12 protein-coding genes are annotated in these 19,346 nt (G+C 60.6%); 3 read left to right on the forward strand and 9 right to left on the reverse strand.

Translation table 11 applies throughout. From position 1 onward, the window contains the following. The first annotated feature begins 188 nt into the window (after window positions 1–188). Entirely contained in the window at window positions 189–1,145 is a 957-nt protein-coding gene (locus tag FE782_RS01380; RefSeq protein ID WP_138191738.1) for an ABC transporter permease, read from the forward strand. 10 nt (window positions 1,146–1,155) lie between these two features. Beyond that, window positions 1,156–2,034: a carbohydrate ABC transporter permease gene (locus tag FE782_RS01385; protein WP_138191740.1), complete on the forward strand. Its 879-nt coding sequence runs from the start codon at window positions 1,156–1,158 to the stop codon at window positions 2,032–2,034. A gap of 256 nt (window positions 2,035–2,290) precedes the next feature. Here the strand turns inward: FE782_RS01385 and proA are convergent, their stop codons facing one another. The 4 genes from proA to FE782_RS01405 all read right to left on the reverse strand — a co-directional run bounded on the left by proA (window position 2,291) and on the right by FE782_RS01405 (window position 11,814). Further along, the gene (gene proA, locus FE782_RS01390; protein WP_158299201.1) at window positions 2,291–8,248 is read right to left on the reverse strand and encodes an anti-phage protein ProA; all 5,958 of its coding nucleotides are present in this window, start codon (window positions 8,246–8,248) and stop codon (window positions 2,291–2,293) included. A 359-nt stretch (window positions 8,249–8,607) separates the two neighbouring features. Continuing rightward, complete coding sequence (locus FE782_RS01395) at window positions 8,608–9,561, reverse strand: DNA/RNA non-specific endonuclease (protein ID WP_138191744.1); 954 nt, start codon at window positions 9,559–9,561, stop codon at window positions 8,608–8,610. A gap of 30 nt (window positions 9,562–9,591) precedes the next feature. Further along, window positions 9,592–10,971, reverse strand: a complete 1,380-nt coding sequence (hydA, locus tag FE782_RS01400) for a dihydropyrimidinase (protein WP_138191746.1) — start codon at window positions 10,969–10,971, stop codon at window positions 9,592–9,594. A 6-nt stretch (window positions 10,972–10,977) separates the two neighbouring features. Beyond that, window positions 10,978–11,814: a sugar phosphate isomerase/epimerase family protein gene (locus FE782_RS01405; RefSeq protein ID WP_158299202.1), complete on the reverse strand. Its 837-nt coding sequence runs from the start codon at window positions 11,812–11,814 to the stop codon at window positions 10,978–10,980. A gap of 214 nt (window positions 11,815–12,028) precedes the next feature. Here FE782_RS01405 and FE782_RS01410 point away from each other — a divergent pair, with 214 nt between their 5' ends. Continuing rightward, window positions 12,029–13,714, forward strand: coding sequence for a PucR family transcriptional regulator (locus FE782_RS01410; RefSeq protein WP_138191750.1), 1,686 nt, complete (start codon window positions 12,029–12,031; stop codon window positions 13,712–13,714). Here FE782_RS01410 and ssuE read toward each other — a convergent pair. From ssuE to FE782_RS01435, 5 genes are read right to left on the reverse strand one after another with little or no spacing between them, the layout of a single operon-like run. Further along, window positions 13,711–14,283, reverse strand: a complete 573-nt coding sequence (gene ssuE / locus FE782_RS01415; RefSeq protein WP_138191752.1) for an NADPH-dependent FMN reductase — start codon at window positions 14,281–14,283, stop codon at window positions 13,711–13,713. The genes FE782_RS01410 and ssuE overlap by 4 nt on opposite strands. A gap of 49 nt (window positions 14,284–14,332) precedes the next feature. Next, a complete protein-coding gene (locus FE782_RS01420) occupies window positions 14,333–15,691 on the reverse strand; it encodes an LLM class flavin-dependent oxidoreductase (RefSeq protein ID WP_138191754.1) in 1,359 nt (452 codons plus the stop codon). A 29-nt stretch (window positions 15,692–15,720) separates the two neighbouring features. Next, window positions 15,721–17,301, reverse strand: a complete 1,581-nt coding sequence (locus FE782_RS01425) for an ABC transporter substrate-binding protein (RefSeq protein ID WP_138191756.1) — start codon at window positions 17,299–17,301, stop codon at window positions 15,721–15,723. A 38-nt stretch (window positions 17,302–17,339) separates the two neighbouring features. Then, window positions 17,340–18,356 carry an ABC transporter ATP-binding protein gene (locus FE782_RS01430; protein WP_138191758.1) on the reverse strand — a complete coding sequence of 339 codons (1,017 nt, stop codon included), beginning with the start codon at window positions 18,354–18,356 and terminating at the stop codon, window positions 17,340–17,342. Further along, complete coding sequence (locus FE782_RS01435) at window positions 18,316–19,344, reverse strand: ABC transporter ATP-binding protein (protein WP_138191760.1); 1,029 nt, start codon at window positions 19,342–19,344, stop codon at window positions 18,316–18,318. Before FE782_RS01435 ends, FE782_RS01430 begins: the two co-directional genes overlap by 41 nt. Window positions 19,345–19,346 lie beyond the last annotated feature (2 nt).

Raw genomic sequence — 19,346 nt, forward strand, 5'->3', positions numbered from 1 at the left:
CCTACTCTCGTTTTCCAAGGGGCGAAATAGTTCGTTCTTAACCCCGAGATAAGAATTTCTAAACATCCTCGTCCCTTCTTCACGCCGTGTTAATAAAACACTATTCGCAGGTTAAGGATGGGTTATATAGGGCTTCTTTCCATCGTGCTACAATGTGAAGTAATTCGACGGTAAAGGAAGGTTTGCCCATGGATTCACGCCCGGATCGGATCGTACGCTCGCCATTGACCGACGTCGCGCCCGGCAGGAGACGCCTGCCCAAGATCATGTGGTCGTTCCACGCGATGCTGCTGCCTGCGGTCGTACTCGCCTTTCTTTTTCAATACTTGCCTATGTTCGGCGTCGTGATGTCGTTCCAGAACTTCAAGCCTTGGACCGGCTTCCTTCATTCCGATTGGGTCGGGCTCGAGCACTTCCGTACGATGTTCGAGCGGAACGACAGCAAGCAAGTCATTGGGAACACCTTCATCATAGCTTCGTTGAAAATCGTCTTTATCATTTTAATCCCCGTGACGTTCGCGCTTCTCCTCAACGAGGTTGGCCGCATGGCGTTCAAGCGGACGGTGCAGACGTTAGTGTATTTGCCGCACTTCATGTCCTGGGTCATTCTAGGCGGCATCCTCGTCGACCTGCTGTCTCCGCAATCGGGATTCGTCAACCGGATCGTCCAAGATTGGTTCGGACTGCAACCGATCTTCTTCCTCGGGAACGGGGATTGGTTCCGGTTCACGGTCGTCGTCAGCCATATTTGGAAGGAGTTCGGCTTCGGCACGATCATCTACTTGGCGGCGCTCGCCGGCGTCAACCCGAATCTGTACGAAGCGGCCGAGGTCGACGGCGCGAATCGCTGGCAGCAGACGCTGTTCATCACCTTGCCCGCGCTCGTCCCGATCATCGTCGTGTGCACGACGCTCGAGCTCAGCAACATCCTCAGCGCCGGCTTCGACCAAATCTTCAATCTCTATAATCCGATGGTATACGATAAGGGCGACATCATCGACACCTTCGTCTATCGCGTCGGCATTTTGGACGGACAGATGAGCTTCTCGGCGGCCGTCGGGCTGTTCAAGTCCGTCGTCAGCTTCGCGTTGGTCGTTCTCGTCTATCGAATCGCCTACAAAGCGGCAAACTACCGAATCTTCTAGGAGGCGGGTTATGTATTACAAAACGAAGCCTTACCGCATCTTCAGCGCCGCGAACCACGCGCTTCTGCTCGGCGTCGCCGTCTTATGCATGCTGCCGCTCTGGCATACGCTCGCGCTCTCGTTGAGCGGCAGAGCCCCGGCCAACGCGAACCGCGTCGGGCTGCTGCCGATCGACTTCACGCTCGACGCTTACCAGAAGACGTTGGCGAATCCCGACTTCCTGCAGTCGCTGTCGATCGCGTTCCAACGCACGGCGCTCGGTACCGTCTTCGGCATGATCGTCATTTTCCTGGCGGCGTACCCGTTATCCAAGACGGGAGGCATGTTCCGGTCGCGATCGTTCTACGCTTGGTTTTTCATTATTACGCTGCTCTTCAACGGGGGCTTGATCCCGACCTATATCGTCGTGCAGAAGCTAGGATTGATGAACTCGCTGTGGGCGTTGATCCTGCCTTCGGCGGTGAACGTGTGGCTGCTGGTGCTTATGATGAGCTTCTTCCGGGGCGTGCCGCGGGAGCTCGAGGAGGCGGCGCTGATCGACGGCGCGGGGCACTTCCGCATCCTGCTCGCCATCTTCCTGCCGATCTCGCTGCCCGCGGTCGCGACCTTATCGCTGTTCACGATGGTATTTCATTGGAATTCGTGGTTCGACGGATTGATCTATATCACGAAGGCGGAAAAGTATCCGCTGTCCACGTTCCTGCAGACGATCCTCGTGCAGATCGATACGTCGCAGCTCGGCTCGACGAGCCGCGACCTCGAGAACATCTCGAACAAGACGGTGAAGGCGGCGCAAATTTTCATCGGCGCGCTGCCGATCTTGGCCGTGTACCCGTTCCTGCAGAAGTATTTCGTCAAGGGCATGGTGCTTGGGGCGATTAAGGAGTAACAATGTAAGTTCCTGTCCATAGCCGCTCTCGTCGCAGGCGCGTTGCGCGAAGCGTTGGTCAGGAAGGATCGATACGTGCGCGCATAGCCTCCGAGGCGTTAACGCAGCTTCGCGCCGACGACGCCGTCGACGCGATGCTCGATTATTTCCGCGCCGCGCGATGGTGTCCCGACACGCATCGGGAGAGCCTGTTTTAAGACATGACGAAGAAGACCGCACCCGATATTCGGGCGGTCTTCTTCGTTCGTCTCGGCGCTTAAGCGCCGCCGATCACGCGGTCCTGGTCGTCGATCGAGGCGAAGCCCCGTTCGAGCGCGAGCTCGAGGCCCGCCTGCATCGCTTTGTCCAGCGCGGCGCCGCTTCGTTGATAGCCGAACGCCCGCGCCGTCTCCCGCAGCAGATCGTCCCGCTGCAGGCTGATATGCGCGGCGAGCAGCGCCTTCATCGCGGCGGCCGTCTCCTCCGGGGGCAGCTCGTCGGCGCTTCTCCGATTCGCTTCTTGGCTGCTCGGACGGTACGTATCGTACGTCGACGGGTCGGCGCCCGCCGGCCAATAATACGCCGTGCCGTTCCGCTCGGTACGGACGAAACGCAGGCCCGCGAGCAGCTCGTCGATCCGCCGGTCGATTCTCGCGCCGGCGCGGGCGATGCCCCAAGCCTGCAGCACTCTCTTGTTTAACAGCGCGCGGCAGATCGGACCTTCCGCGTCGACGACTTGCCGGAGCTGATCCTGGATCAACCGGTCGCGGCTCGGCGAGTAGAACTCCTCCGTCGGCAGGGATACCGACTCGAGCGCGCAGGGCGCGTATTCCGCGTTCGGCGAAGGCGTCGCCTCGGTCGGCGGGGCGGCCGCTTCCGCCTTCGCCGATGGAGCGCCAAGCGGCGCTTCGGCCTGCGCCGGCGGCACCGGTATAGACGCGGGCTCGGGCGCGGTCGGGGGAGCCGCAGGCGCCTCCAAGGCACCCTCGATCGCCGCGACGATCCGTTCGAGCTCCCGCTCCGGGTTCTCCCACCACTCCAACGACCATACGTGGTGCAGCTTCCAGCCGAGCTGGGTCAGGACGTCCATCCGCAGCAGATCGCGATCCCTCGCCGTAGCGGCGGTCCGGTACGTCGCTCCGTCGCATACGATGCCGAGCGCGAACGAGCCCGGACGCTCCGGATGGACGACCGCCGCGTCGATGCGGTAGCCGGAGCAGCCGACGCGCTCCTCGACGTCGTACCCGCGCGAGCGGAGCGCTTCCGCGATATACTTTTCCACGCCGTGGCTCTTCGACATCGCCGCGGCTTCGGTGCGAAGCGCGAGCGCCTGTCTCCCATGGGCCGCGTATTCGAGGAACGCCTTAAGTCCTGCCACGCCGGTCGCGGCGGTGCGGGACACGTCCAGCTGATCCGGGCGCAGCGTCGAGAACACGAGCATCTCGTGCCGCGCGCGGGACACCGCGACGTTCAGACGGCGCCAGCCTCCGTCCCGGTTGAGCGGACCGAAGTTCAGCGTGACCTTCCCGTTCGCGTCCGGGCCGTACCCGATCGAGAACAGGATGACGTCGCGCTCGTCGCCCTGCACATTTTCCAAGTTTTTCACGAATATCGGTTCCGCGGCCTCCATGGCCGCCGATTCCGCGTCCGGGTTGGCGCGGAACGCCTCGTCCAACAAATCCTCGATCAAGCTTTGCTGTACCGAACTGAACGTGACGACCCCGATGCTGCGCGACGACGACTCCGGATCCTTCAACCGGCGAAGCACTTCGGCGACGACGGCTTCGGCTTCGGCGCGATTTTGCTTCGTGCGGCCGCGGTCGTAGACGCCGTCCACGGGAATCCACCGCACGCTCGACACCCGCTCGTTCGGGGACGGGAACGTGAACAGCTTGTTCTCGTAATATTGCATGTTGCTGAAGGCGATCAGGCTCTCGTGCCGGCTCCGGTAATGCCACAGGAGATGACCTTGCGGCATGCGGAGCGCGAGGCAGTCGTCCAACACGCTCTCCATGTCTTCCTTCAGGACGCTCCCGTCGTCGTCGCCGTCCGCGGAAGGCCCCGAAGAGAAGAAGCTCGTCGGCGGCAGCTGCTTCGGATCGCCGACGACGATGACGTCGCGGCCGCGCGCCATCGCGCCGACCGCCTCGCTCGTCGGCATCTGGGACGCTTCGTCGAAGACGACGATGTCGAACGGCGGCAGCGACGGATCGACATACTGCGCTACGGAGATCGGGCTCATCAGCATGCAGGGGCAGAGCCGGCGCAGCACGTTCGGAATTTGCTCGAACAGCCGCCGGATCGAGACGCCGCGCCCGCCGCTGCGAATCGCGCGCTCCAGAATGCCGAGCTCCGAGCTCTGCACCGCGGCCTGACCACCGGCGTTCGGCACCTTCGCCGACAACCGCGCGACGATCTCCTGCCTCGTCAGCTCTTCGTACCGCCCGGTCGTCTCCCGGAACGCGGCGATCGTCTCCTCGAACAATCGGCTCGAGAACGTGCGAAGCGCCTCCTCCGACGTGACGATCGCTTCCGCCCAGGCGCGGTACAGCCCGCGCTCGAACGCCGGAACCGCCTCATCGTTCGTCACGCGGCCGCTCTCGTACGCGTCGACGAGCGGCGCCAAGCCGACGGACAGCGCCTTCTCGCGAAGGCGCCGCCACGCGCACCAATCCCGCAGGCCGTCCAAGTTCGATTGCCAGCGGCCGAGCCGCTCTCGCAGCGTCTCGAACCAGCTTTCCGTCTCCCCTTGCCATGCCGCATCGTCGATGCCGAGCTTCGTCGCGAGCTCTCGCTCCGTCTCCTCCATGCGCCGCCTCGCCTCCGCGTAGCCGCGCAAGCTCGGGCCGTACCGCTCCAGGAACGCCTCGCTCCCCGACTCGAACCGCTCCGCGACGGCCGACAGCAGCTTCCGCTGCGCTTCTCGGTCGGCCGCGACCGAAGCCGTCAGCTTCGGCGCCTGCTCCGCCCAAGCGGCGAGGCGCTCCAGCCGCCGCCAATCGGCCTCGCCGCCGGCCCATGCCGCTTCTCCGACGATCGGCGCGGCGAACGACGAAGCCGCCTGCACGGCGCGCTGCTCCTCCTGATAGCGAACGATATCCGCTAATCGTTCTTCGACCGCAGCCTTCTCGAGCCGGCGTCCCGGCGCCGCCATCGAACGCAGCATGCCAAGGATGCGGCGCTGCCCGAGCCATCGCGGCAGCAACCACTGCAGGTTCGCCTGCCGCCAAGCCGCCAGCGCGCCTGCCGCGTCGAACGTCAGCGCCGCCGGCGAGAACCAAGCCGCGAGCTCCTCGCGCAGCGCATCCTTCGCGGCCCCATGGCCGGCGACCGTCTTCAGCTTCGCCGCCGCGTCGTCGATACGCTCCTCGCGAAGCAGCGCGTCGACGCGCGGACCCGGCGCCGACAGCAGCCACTCGCACAGCTTCGCGAGCGCGTCCAGCTCGGACGCCCGCTCGTCGCCGAATGCGATCGGCAAGACGCCCCGCAGCTCCTCCAACGAGCTCGAGCATGCCGCCAGCTGCCGTTCGAGCTCGGCGATCGTCGATGCGATCGAGGAGCGGAGCGTCGGTGTATATTCCGCGCAGGTCGCCTCTCGCCAAGGATGGCGGTGCGGATGACCGCAGCCTTCCGCCGCCGCGCGAAGCTCCTTCGCCGCGTCCTCCCGCCTCATGCGCTCGTCGTCGGCGAGGCCCGCGACGTCCTCGGGCGCGAACGCGACGACGTCCGGCGCCGCGCGCACCGATTCGTACCGCGCGAGCGCGTCGTACAGCGACAGCCCGAACGGACGCTTCCGATGCAGCGCCTCGACGTACCCGTTCAAGGCGCGGCGCGCCTCGGCGAGCCGATCCGCCTGCTTCGCCCACGCTTCGGCGGAACGCGCTCCGCCCGCTTCGAGCGCGAGCCGCAGCTGCTCGAGCACCGCCTTCTTCTTGCTCTTGTTCGAATGCAGCTCGAGGCTGAACGGGTCGAGCCCGATCGCGGCCAGCCGCCGCTGCACGACCGTGAGAGCGGCCATCTTCTCCGCGACGAACAACACCGTCTTGCCGTTCGCCAGCGCGTTCGCGATCAAGTTCGTGATCGTCTGCGACTTGCCCGTCCCCGGAGGCCCGTGCAGCACGAAGCTGTTCCCCGCGCCGGCCGCGGCGATCGCCGCCAGCTGCGAGGAATCCGCGCTGATCGGGACGAGCAGCTCCTTCGGATGGAACGTCTCGTCGAGCGTCGACGCCTCCGGGAAGGCATCCGGCTGCGTCCACGTCATCGAGCCCGCCATGAGACTCGCGACGACTTTATTTCCGGCAAGCTGTTCGGCCCGCGAATGGATGTCGTTCCACATGACGAACTGGCTGAACGAAAACAGCCCGACGTACGCCGCCTCCATGACGTCCCATCGCGGCAGCGACATGACCGCTTGCCGCACCGTCGCGAAGATGCGCTTCAGGTCGACGCCGTTGTCGTCTTTGGGCAGCGTCTCGAAGCCGCCGATCGCGATGCCGAAGTCCTGCCGCAGCATCTCGAGCAGCGTTATGTTGAACTGCGGCTCCTCGTCCCGAGCCCGCAGCACGATGCCGCTGCGCGACGTCTTCCGCACCAGCTCGACCGGCAGCAGCACGAGCGGCGCGTACCGCGGCTTCCGGCTCGCCTCCGTCTCGTACCATTGCAGCAGCCCGAGCGCGAGGTACAGCGTATTCGCGCCGTTCTCCTCCATCGCGGCGCGGGATTGCCGGTACAGGTGAACGACACGGTCGTTCAGCTCCCGCTCCGTCAGGTCCGCCCGCAACCGCTTCAGCAGGAACTCCTGCTTAATGAGCGCCGCGACCGGGTGATCGCTCGCGATGCGGCGATACAGCTCCGCGTCGCGCGGCGTATCGCTCCAATCGCCGGGCATCGGCAGCAGCTGGAATTCGTCGTTCCCGGCCAGCGCGTCCTCGAGATCGCCCAGCTGCGTGCTCATGACCGGGATGCTCGAGCGCGTCGCCCGGAAGTTGAGCAGCGTATTGCGCAGGCTCAAATCGAGCAGCCGCCGCTCCCATTCGCGCTGCTTCGTCATCGGCAGCGCGGAAACCTCTTCCGGACGGTCCAGCACCTCGAGCGCCTCCGGCACGGCCCCCCGCAAAGCCGCAGCCGAAGCCGCGGCTCCGGCCGAACCCCCGTCGTCGCTTCGAATCTCCCAGCCGTTCGGCGTCGGAACGCGCAGCGGCAGCGGCCGAATCGAGCTCGCCCGCGTTCGCTTCACGTCGACGAAGGCGAAGAAGCTCTCCGGGTCCGCGAGATGCCGCTCCGCGGCGCGCGACGCGTCCTCGAAGGAGACCGAATCCCCGCCTCTCGCCGTCGCCGCGGTCGACTCGACCAGGCACACCTCGTGGATGCCCGGAGCCAGCCGCTTCGTCAGCAGCGACAGGTCGTCCTGCACGCACTCCGCGAACGTCTCTTCCACGAGCCACGCGCCGACGAACGCATGCCCCTTCGTGAAGACGATGAGCGGGTGCAAGCCGACGGCTTCGAGACATGCGGCGAAGGCGACCGTCATGTCCAGGCAGTTGCCCATCTTCCGCCCGAACAGCGCATCCGGCAGACGAACGCGCTGGCCGATCGGCTCGAAGCTCGCCGGCGCCACCGCATACGTCACCTGCTCGTTCTGAAGCGCCGCGTAGATCGCCGCGACTTGACGGCGGACTTGGTTCTGGTCCTTCGACTGATACGCGTTGAAGGACGCCCGGCCGTCCCACATCGCGAGAATGTCGGCGGCGGAGCGGACGATTCGCGCGATCTCCGGATGGTTCGGCGCGACGAAGGCGGCGATCATCTCCGGCAGCGCCGCGAGCCCGCTCCATTCGTCGAAGGCGAGCGCGTCGATCGGCGCCGACGCGGCGAACAACGTCTCCCGCTCCGCTTGCGGATCCGCGTCTCCCGCCGAAGAAACAGGCCTCGTCACCGTTATATCCAAGCTGCCGGCCACGCGCTCCGTCAGCTCCGCCAACACCGTCGGCGACAAGCGCAAGTCGACGACGCCGACGTCCACCGTCGCCCCCGCCGGCACGACGTCCAGCGTCTTGCTCCATGGCGCCGCGAAGGCCGGCTCGGACGCGATCGACACCGTCACGTCCTCTAGATCGGCGTCTCCGCCGTTATGCAGCCACAGTCTTCGTACGACGGGCACATGATTTTGCTGCATCGCGAAGTTGACCGTCCGGCCGTACTCCCACCGGCACTCCAGCGTCGTCTCCCTCGTCACTCGGCACATCCTCCTTCGGTTCCCTGCACTTCCATGAATCTGAATAATTAGGTAAATATTCGACAGCGTTAAGCGATTTCCCTTGTTTTCCCTTCTGCCGAATCCTGGATGAGGCCATCCGAACGGGAAAAGCTCCCTCTCATCGGCCCGCTCGCAGCGGAATTCGTCTGACGAACGGGAAAAGCTCCATCTTAATAGCAGGAAAATGACGAAAACCGTTGGTTATCGCGGAATAAGCGGGAGGTTTTCCGGTTTGACGATCGTTTCAGACGCGCGGCGAAGGTTTAGGAGGGAGGTTTTCCCGTTCGGCGCAACCTGCGCCGCGCAAAAAAACAGGCCTCCGTCGCCGGAAGGCCCTATCATGCGTAATCGACCGCGATATGAATAAGCGGATGGCTGCCCTTGATCGCGGCGTTAATGCGCTTCAGCACCGAATCTTCGAGGTCCGGCGCGTTTTCTTCATACAAAGCTTCATTGAAATCGTCGATACTCGAGGCGCTGCTGCTCAGATGATTTAAATAATGGACAAGCTTGGTACCTTCGCCCAGGCCGAGCAGCAGCGCCCACGTCGACGCCGTCATCTCGTCCAGCGTCCTCGTCTTGATGCCTCCCGCGAACTGCGGCGGCGTCAAATCGAGCGAGGTGCCGCTCTTCGCCATCGATACCCAGGCTTGCTTCCCCGCATCGTAATATTGCGAGATCCCTTGGATTTTCTTCGGGAATCCGCTCGGGTAGCTGGCGTCGTACGTAACGTTGGTTTTCGTCCAGATCCATTCGTTGTTTTCGTAATGCGACTTCAAATCCGTCTCGTATCCGCTCCAGGTGGATCCGGTATTGATCGCATGCGTCGTCGGCACGAGGTTGTTGACGTTGTTGCCGGGGCCGCCCACATTTTCGTTGATCAGGTGGAAACGGACCCAAGCTCCTTTCACCTTCCCGGCGTTGGACAATACATGATTCCAGCCCTCGGGCTTCACGGACGGCTGACCGCCCTTAAGAACGCCGGGATGGTTTTTCTTATTTTGGATTTCCGGCGCGCCCGCCATCGATCCGTTCGCGTTATTTTCCCACTTCGGGGTCGTCGGCTGCCCTTCCTTCGCGGTAAGTTGGACGACGTCTCGGCTCGATTTGCGCTGGATCGGGTTCGCGCCGCTGCGCGCTTGAAGCATCCGAACCATCGCTTGGTTCCCGACGAGCGACTGCAGCTGCAGGATGCCCGGGGCAGCGGAAGCAGCCTGCGCGGCACCGCGCCGGAACGGCTCTTGTTTGGCCGCCGCCGTTTCGCGCGTCGGCAGCGCCGTATAGCGATGCATAATATGAATTCCCACCTTTTCCCTTGGGGCTCACCTCACATTATACACCTCTTCCGTCTCCCGATGAATCATTTTCCCTCTTCCCCTTGCGCCTACGTAACGGCCGTCCTCGACGATCGATTCCCCGCGAGACAGGACGTGCGCGACGGTGCCGGCGACGCGCACCCCCTCGTACAGGTTGTAGTCGTTCTCCTGTTTTTGCCGTTCCTTCGATATCGTTCGTTCTCCGTTCGGATCGACGATCACAAGGTCCGCGTCTTTCCCGATCGCGATCGCTCCCTTCGTCTTCAATCCGAAAATTTCGGCCGGGTTCGCGCTTACGATTTGTACGAACTTCTGCAGCGAAATTCGTCCCTCCGCTACTCCATAATGATATAAAAGCATAAACCGATCTTCGATGCCCGGAACGCCGTTCGGGATGTCCGCGAAGTTATTTCTTCCTAACATCTTATCGGTCTGAAAATCATAGGAGCAGTGATCGGAGCCGATCGCGGCAATCCAGCCGTCCCGGATTCCGTCCCAGAGCGCCTCTTGATCGCTTGTCTTTCTTAGCGGCGGGGAGCATACGTACTTCCCCCCTTCGAAATTCGGGAGCTCCAAGCGGCTCTCGTCGAGCACCAAGTATTGCGGGCAGGTTTCAACCCAGAGATCGATTCCTCTCCGCTTGGCGCGGACGACCTCCTCCAGCGCGGCGGCGCAGCTTAAGTGAACGATATAGATCTTCGCCCCCGCGACTTCCGCGATCGAGGCGGCGCGCGCCACCGCTTCCGCTTCAAGCGCCGGCGGTCTGGTTCTCGCGTGATAGACAGGCTCCGTGTCGCCCCGTTCGACCGCCTCCCGAATCAACTCTTCGATCACGTCCCCGTTCTCCGCATGAATCGCGACGACGAGATTCCGTTCGGCCGCCTTCTTCATAACCTTGTAAATCCGGGCGTCGTCGACCATCGTCGTTCCCTTGTAAGCCATGAATATCTTCAAAGAAGTCACGCCGCCTTCCAGCAAGACGGGAAGCTCATCCAACAGCGAGTCGCGGAAGTCGTCGCCGGACAATATGAGGTGAAAGCTGTAATCGATAACGGAGCTCCTCGCCTTCGTCTTCCATTCCGCGAGGTATTCGGCGATGGTCTGCCCCCGCCTAGGCGCCGTCATATTAATGAGACTCGTCGTTCCGCCGACCGCCGCCGCGATCGTGCCCGATTCGAAATCGTCCCGATCGGTGTTGGCCAGATGCGCGTGTACGTCGATGCCGCCTGGGAATACGTACTTCCCGGTCGCGTCGATCGATCGATCGCCCGGTTCGGGGGAGAGCGTCTTCGCGATCGCCGCGATCGTTCCGTCTTCGATCGCGATATCCGCCTTGAATTGTTCTTGCGCGGTAACGACCATTCCGTTCCTGATCAATGTCCTCATTGGGTATCACCTTCCCGCGGTCGTCTCGATCGAATGGAGATCCAATATGGCGCTTAAATCGTTCGAGCAGGCTTTCATCAGCCGCTCCGAACAGTAAGCGTATCCGGGCGGCGTCGTGATCAGGAAGCCGTCGTATCGCACCTTGCGAAGCGCCTCCATAATGCGCGGCCACCGGACGTCGCCGGACAACGGACTGACGAATTCCCTCGACGAGATTCGATAATCCTTCGCGTGGATGTTGACGATCCGCCCTCCGATCGACGGGATCCAATGCTCCGCGTATCCCGTAGCCATTGCGTTGCCTATATCCAAATACGCCTGTATGTGCGGTTCGTCGATCTCCTCGAGGAATCTCCTGAATTCCTTCGGGCTCGGAAGGAAATGATTGCAGATATTTTCCACGCCCAGAATTACGTTCGCTTCGCGCGCCGCCTTCCCCAGCGTCGACAAGGATTCCTGCGCGAATCCGTACGCCTCTTCGTAAAGCGTCTCGCGCGCGATGACGCCCGGGACGATCTGGACGATCGAGGCCCCGATCTCGGCGGCGATCTCGATCAATTTCATGCCGATCTCCTCGCCCCTCTTTCGTATGGCGGCCGCGCCGGACGACAAAGGATATCGATTGTGCAGATTCGTCGACAAGGAATGAATCGGCACGCCGCAGTCCAGACTGATTCTCTTTACTCGCTTCCTATCGCCGTCGGAACCGGCGAGCCCCAAGTATCCGCCGTCCTCCAACACGTTCAGCTCGACGCCGTCGAACCCCGCAAGGCATGCCTCCGCGAAGAAGGTCTCCGCATTCCAAAATCCAAGGAAGGGCACGTCGTGTATCCCCTTCTTCATCCGCTCACCATCCGCCTTGTCTGGAATGGAATGCACCCGAACGACTCCCCAAGTCATCCCCATGTTATAAAATTCATAAATATTACTCTAAACACGTTATGTTTATTAACAAATTTCCGATCGTATTTGGACACCTTTTTAATAAGTTCGTATAATCGGATTATACAAGTAATATATCTTTACATAAAATTCCGCGAAACGAGGTGACTGTCCCTTGGAATTGCGCGAGCTCCTTCGACTCACGACGCTGAAAGACGCTACCGTTCTCGCAGGTTCCAGAGGCATCGACCGCAAGGTAAGCTCCGTGAATATCATGGATGCGCCGGACATTGTGGATTTCGTAAAACCGGAACAATTGCTGCTCACGAATGCATACGCGATCAAGGACACCCCTTCGGCATTGGTTCGGATTATCGAACGCATGGCCGCGGGCCGAGGCGCCGGCATATTCATTAAGACCAAGCGTTTCCTCCGCGAGCTTCCCGAAGATGTACTGCTGCGAGCGAACGAGCTCGACTTCCCGATCGTAGAGCTGCATATGCAATATTCCTTGGGCGAAGTGTTACATCAGACGCTCGGTTTCATCCTCGAGAAGCAAACGGAGCATTTCCGCTATGCGCTCGACATGCATAAGCAATTTTCCGAAATGATGATGAAAGGAAGGGGGTTGCCGCAGCTCGTCGAGGCGTTGGCATCCATTCTCGATTGCCACGTCCTCATTACGGACGAACGGAACGACGCCATGATCGTGTCGAAATCGCTGAAGACGGTAAGGCACGAGCCCGTCGTTCGACGGATCGCGGAGATGGTCCGCCGTCATTCGTCCGAAGCGAGCCTCGCCCCCGGAGCGTCTTGTTTATGGGGAGAATCCCCGTACCAACCGTTCGAGGTATCCTTCCATCCGATCGAAACCTTCTCGAGACAATGCTTCCTCGTATTCATCCGGTCCGAACAGACAGGAAGTCCGGAGGGACCTTTCCGACAGCTGGCCGTAGAGCAAGCGGCGAATGTCATCGAATTCGAGTGGATGAAGCGGCATGCCGTCAAGGAACGCTCCAGACGGTTCAAGTTCGAATTTTTCTCCGATCTTGTCGAAGGCCTGATTCAATCGGAGGAAGAAATCTATCATAGAGGCAGAACCTATTACGATTTCGAGCCCCACCCGCACTGCCTCATCGCGGCCATGACGGACGGCCGGAGCCGCGACGGCATTACGGCTTCGAGTCCGGAAGAAGCGATTCCCTTCGCAACCAAAGAACTGATATACGACCGAATCAAACTGCATATGGAACAATCGGCGATCCCATACGTTCGATTCATGAAGAACGATCTCTTCTGTATCTTGCTGAACGCAAAGAACCTTCCCTTCCCCGCCGCAGCCATCGACGTCGCCCGCCGGCTCCAACACGAGCTGCACGCCCGTCACGGCCTGTCGATCTCGTTCGGCATCGGTACGCCCGTCGAATCGTTCATAAGCCTATCCGTATCGTACAAGGAAGCATTGGAGGCGCTTAAGGCCGGTACCGAAAAGCGAAAGCCACGGTTCGTCGAGACCTATACGGCGAAGCAAACCGAAGACCTGCTGCGCTTCCTCCCGTTAGACGTGATCAAGAACTACTACTCCACGACGTTCAACCGCCTCTTGGACGTGGACGACAAAGAGAAAACCGAGCTCCAGAAGACGGTACGAACGTTCTTGGAGCATCAAGGCTCGATCAGCGATACCTCGAAGAAGTTATTCATCCATCGCAACACCGTCGTCTATCGTTTGCAGAAATACGAGCGGCTGACGCAGCGCAGTCTTCTCGACCCGAACGATACGCTGCGCATCCGTCTCGCCTTGATCATGGAGAAGCTCCTCGAGAACGCGCCTTCGGAAACGGAAGCTCCCAAGGATTAAGGGAGTCGCCGCTCGGCGCGTACGGGATCGGCGACAGCCGCATTCCGCTCCAACTCCGACGCCAGCTCCTCGAGCGACGCAGCGAGTCTGACCGTTAATTCTTCGGTCATCGCGAACCCGTTCTCGGTCCGTTGAATCCATTGATCCACGCCGTATACTCCGCCGAGGATATGTCTCCCCGCCAACGCGGAGACGACGGGCTTGAGCGCGTAATCGATCGACAATAGGTGCGCCATGGATCCGCCGACGAACAGCGGAAGCACGATTTTCCGCTCGAGCCCCTTCTGCGGCAGCATATCCAGAAACAGCTTCAGCACGCCCGTATAAGACGCCTTATAGACGGGGCTGACCAAGATAACGGCCTGCGCCGCTTCGACCCACCGCACCTTCTCCTGAATGGCGGCGCTGGCGAAATTCGCTCTCACCAAATCCTCCGCCGGCAGCTCCGAGACGTTCACCGTCTTGACGGCGAACCCGCGGCCGACCATATATTGCAAGGAATAGTCGATAAACGCGTTTACGCGCGAACTCAAGGAAGGGCTGCCGGACACGATCACGACCGACGACATGCGATCAACTCCTTCTTATCATGTGTCTTACCAGATGCGCCGGGAAGCCCTACCCGATCTTGATCGGCGTCGTCGCGAATTGATTGACCGGCCGGGTCAACCCCATATTCTCGCGAAGCGTTCGACCTGCATATTCCGTGCGGAACAGGCCTCTGCGCCGCAATTCCGGAATGACGAGCTCGATGAACCGCTCCATGTCGTGCGGGAGATGCGGAAACAACATGTTGAACCCGTCGCAGCCCCCCTCTCGGAACCACTCCTCGAAATAATCCGCGATTTGCTCCGGCGTGCCGGCGTACGTACCGTGTCCCCGGCCGAAGGCGATCCGATGAATCAACTGGCGAATCGTCAAATTTTCCCGCCTCGCCAGATCGACGTATACCTGATACCGGCTCTTCCCTCCGTTGATCGACTCGACACTCGGCACCTCCGGCAAGGGACCGTCCAACGGATACGTGAACAGATCCACGTTCAGCGACTTCGACAATTGATGCAGTCCGTATTCGGGCACGATGTACTCGTTGAGCTCCTGCTCCTTCTCCTTCGCCTCCGATTCGGTTAACCCGACGATCGGCGCCATTCCGGGCAGAATGTTCAACTGGTCCGGCGTTCGGCCGTACTTCAGCATCCGCCTCTTGACGTCCGTGTAGAATTCTCGGGCGTCGTCCAGCCGGTTCTGCGCGGTGTAGATCGCTTCGGCATACTTCGCGGCGAACTCCCTGCCGTCCTCCGAAGAGCCGGCTTGCACGAGCACCGGATATCCTTGCGGCGACCTTGGAATATCGCTAGGACCGCGCACGTCGAAGATATTTCCCTTATGATGGATTTCCCGAATTTTGCTCGGGTCGGTGAACATCCCCTTGCGGCGGTCGACGACGAGCGCGTCGTCGTCCCAGCTGTCCCACAGCTTTCTCGTCACCTCCAAGAACTCGTTAGCCCGAACGTACCGTTGACTATGCTCCAGATGCGCCTCTTTCCCGAAATTGTGAGCCGACATTTCGTTCCCCGTCGTCACGATATTCCAGCCCGCGCGGCCCTTGCTCACGTGATCGAGCGAAGCGAACTTCCGCGCGACGTCGTAGGGCTCGCCGTAGGTCGTCGAAGCGGTGCCGATGAGACCGATGGATTCCGTCACGGCCGCGATCGCGGCCAACAGCGTGAACGGCTCGAAGAAATTGTTGAACGGGCCGAAGTTGATGTTGCTGTTGATCGCCAGGCCGTCCGCGATGAAGATGGAATCGAATTTCGCCTCCTCCGCCCGCTTCGCCAGCCGTTGGTAGTATCCGATATCGAGCATGTTCATCGGATCCGTGTTCGGGTGACGCCATGCCGCTTCATGATGGCCGATCCCTTGAATGAACAGGTTCAGATGCATTTGTCGCCGTTGTCCGTTCGCATTCGTGCTCATACGCGTTCGCGCACCTCCAGAAGTCGTCTTTATTTGCTCTTGATTTCTTCCACGTAGAACATAGAGTCGACGCGCGGCGTAAATTCGATGTCGTCGCCGACGGAGTAATATTCGTTGCTGCGGTACAAGTAGATGTAAGGCAGCTCCTCGGCCGCGATCCGCTGAACCTCTTTGTACTGTTCCGCCCGCTCTTCCGGATTCATGTTTACGGCCGCCCGATCCAACAATTCGTCGACGAGCGGATTGTTGTAGCCGAACCCCTTGGGGTTGTAGGTAGAATGGAAATGAATCAAGGCCAGCGACGGGTCGAACATCGTATTGTTCCACCCCGTGCCGAGCAGCTCGGCGTTCTTACCGTTGGTGCGAACATCCACGTATTGGCTCGCTTCCAGAAGCTGCAGGTTCACCTTGATGCCCGCGGCCTCCAACATACCCGTAATCATCTGCGCCATTTCGCTGTCCGCATACGAACGGCCCTGCGAAGCCGTGTACGTAATCTCCAACGGATTGCCCTCGCCGTAACCGGCTTCCTCGAGCAGCTGCCTCGTACGCTCCGGATCGTAGCGGGAAGTGTTGTATAAGCTTTCCTCGAATCCGGGTACGCCGGGCACGATCCGCGTGCGGGTCGGCGCTGCCGTCCCGTCCGTAAACTTATCGATCAACGCCTGCTTATCGATCGCGTAGTCGATCGCCTCGCGAACTTTGGGGTCCGACGTCTTGAATTCCGGATTTTGATTCACCATCAGCATCATAACGGTCGTCGTGTCGTTTGGAACGATCGTCGTGCCGTCGTTATTCTCGACCCTCTCCAAGTCGGTCGGCGGAATGTTCGACGCGATATCGACGCCGCCGGTCAACGCCTCCCCGATCCGGGTCGAGTTTTCGATGATCGTCCGGAATACGACGGTATCCCACTGCGCGACGTCGCCTGCGAAATAATCGTCGTATTTACTCAGCACCAATCGATCGCCCTTGCGCCACTCCACGAATTCGTAGGGACCGCTTCCGACCGGATGCTTCAAATACCCTTCCCAGCCGACTTCCTCGATATATTTTTTCGGAAAGATGCCGGACGCTTCTCGGGCGATTCGGTACGGGAGCACAGGGTCCGGACCGTTGGTAATAATGTTAAAGCGCGTCTCGTCGATAATTTCCACTTCTTTGATCGTCTTATAGTTTTGGTGCTGCACCAACTTGTTGTCCAAGGCGACGCGCTCCAAGGAAAACTTCACGTCCTCCGACGTTAACGGATCTCCGTTATGGAACGTAATGCCTTCCTTCAGCGCGAACGCCCACGTTACGTCGTCTACGCTTTCGTACGATTCCGCCAGATGCGGCTGCACCTTGCTGTCATGATCCCTCTTCAATAAATAGCTTTGTAGATTTACCATGACGGCTTCCGTCGAGATGGCCGTCGTATTGTGCGTATCGAAAGTGTCCACGTCCTGACTCAAGGCGATCGTCAGGACCTCCCCCGATTCCGCCGCTCCCGCAGCCGCCGGCTCCGAAGCCGATTCGTTCGCGCCGCCCTGACCGCCGCAAGCCGCGAGCAGCAGCAGCGCGATCGCCGACGCCCGCGTTCCCCACCTGGATAAGGATCTCTTTTTCATACTCCACTCCCCCGGTCACTTTTTATAGATTCCTTCATCTACGACGCATGCCAGCTCCATCCCCCCAACGGCTCGTGACAGGCGACGAATCGCCCCTCCCCTTCCACCTCCTTCAGCGGGGGCTCCTCGAGGGAGCAGCGCTCTACCGCATAAGGACAGCGCGTGTGAAATCTACAGCCGGGCGGCGGCGCGGTCGGACTCGGCATATCTCCCTGCAAGATCGCCTTCCTCCCGCCTATACGCTGCGACGGATCCGAGATCGGGACGGAAGAGAGCAGCCCTTCCGTGTATGGATGCTTCGGTTGCCGGAACAACTGCTCCTTACCCGCGATCTCCACGATCTTCCCTAAGTACATGACCGCGATCCGATCGCTCACATACTTCACCGCAGGCAGCCCGTGACCGATGAAAATATACGTCAGGTTGAATTCCTTCTGCAGGCGGACGAGCAGATTCAAAATCTGTGACTGAATGGATACGTCCAACGCCGACACCGCCTCGTCGCATACGATCAACTTCGGCCGCAGCGCCAAGGCGCGCGCGATTCCGATGCGCTGGCGTTGGCCGCCGCTGAACTCGTGGGGGTATCGTTGCGCGAACGAAGGGCTCAGCCCCACCGTCTCCATTAATTCGAACACTCTGTCGCGAAGCCGTTCCCCATCCAGCACCTTATGAGCTCGCAACGGTTCGGCGATCAGCTCCTCCACCCTCATCCTCGGATTCAAGGAAGAGAACGGGTCTTGGAAGATCATCTGAATGTCCTTGCGCTTCTCCCTCATTTGTTCGGACGACAACGTTCTTACGTCTTGACCCTCGAACCGAATTTCGCCCTCCGATGCCTCCAACAATCGAAGAATGGCATTGCCGGTCGTCGATTTCCCGCAGCCGGATTCTCCTACGATGCCGAAGGTCTCTCCTCGATTGACCGCAAAACTCACGCCGTCCACCGCTTTCAGGACCGTCTTCCCTCTAGAGAACCACCCCCGGCTCAAGTCGAAGTACACCTTCAACCCCTCAACCTCCAGCAACGGCGTCGCCCGGCTTTCGTTCGTCAACGAGATTCACCTCCCCTTCCTCGTGCAGCCAGCACCTCGCCTTCGTTCCCGACCCCAGCTCGCGAAGCGGCGGAGCCTCGCTCGCGCATCGCTTCGCCGCGAACGCGCACCGGGGATGGAACCGGCACCCTGCCGGCATCCGAGAAGGCGCCGGCACCGTGCCGGGAATCGAATCCAGCTCGACTCTCGTCTCTTCCAGCCGCGGCGTGCTCCGAATCAACCCCAAGGTGTACGGATGCTTCGGGGCGCGGAAGAGTTCGTACACGTCCCCTTCTTCCACGACCTGCCCGGCATACATGACGATGACGCGATCGACCATCTCGGCGATGACGCCCAGGTCATGGGTAATGATCATAATCGAGGCTTGCGTTTCGTCTCGAAGCTCTTGCATCAGCCGCAAGATTTGCGCTTGTATCGTGACGTCCAACGCCGTCGTCGGCTCGTCGGCGATGAGCAGCTTCGGATTGCAAGAGAGGGCGATCGCGATCATCGCGCGTTGCCGCATCCCGCCGCTCAGCTCGTGCGGATACGAGCGGAACACCGCCTCCGGCCGCGCGATGCCGACCTTGCGCAGCATCTCGATGCTTCGTTGCTTCGCCGTTTTCTTCTTCGCGGCTTGATGCAGCATAATATTTTCCGAAATTTGATAACCGATGGTGAGCAGCGGATTCAGCGACGTAAGAGGCTCTTGGAAAATCATGGACATCGCATTGCCCTGCAGCTTTTTCAACTCGCCCTTGGAAAGCTTGGCAAGATCCGTTCCTTCGAAAATGATTTCTCCCCCGACGATCCGTCCGGGCTCCTCCACCAACCCCATGACCGAATACGACATCACGCTCTTGCCGCACCCGGACTCGCCCACGACTCCCAGCACCTCTCCGCGTTCGATCTTGAAGGATACGCCGTCCACGGAGCGAGTCACTCCCGTCTCGGTCGAATAATACGTCTTTAGTTCGCGTACCTCCAACAGCGCTTCTCGCCTCGACATTG

Source organism: Paenibacillus antri (assembly GCF_005765165.1).
GTDB lineage: Bacteria > Bacillota > Bacilli > Paenibacillales > YIM-B00363 > Paenibacillus_AE > Paenibacillus_AE antri.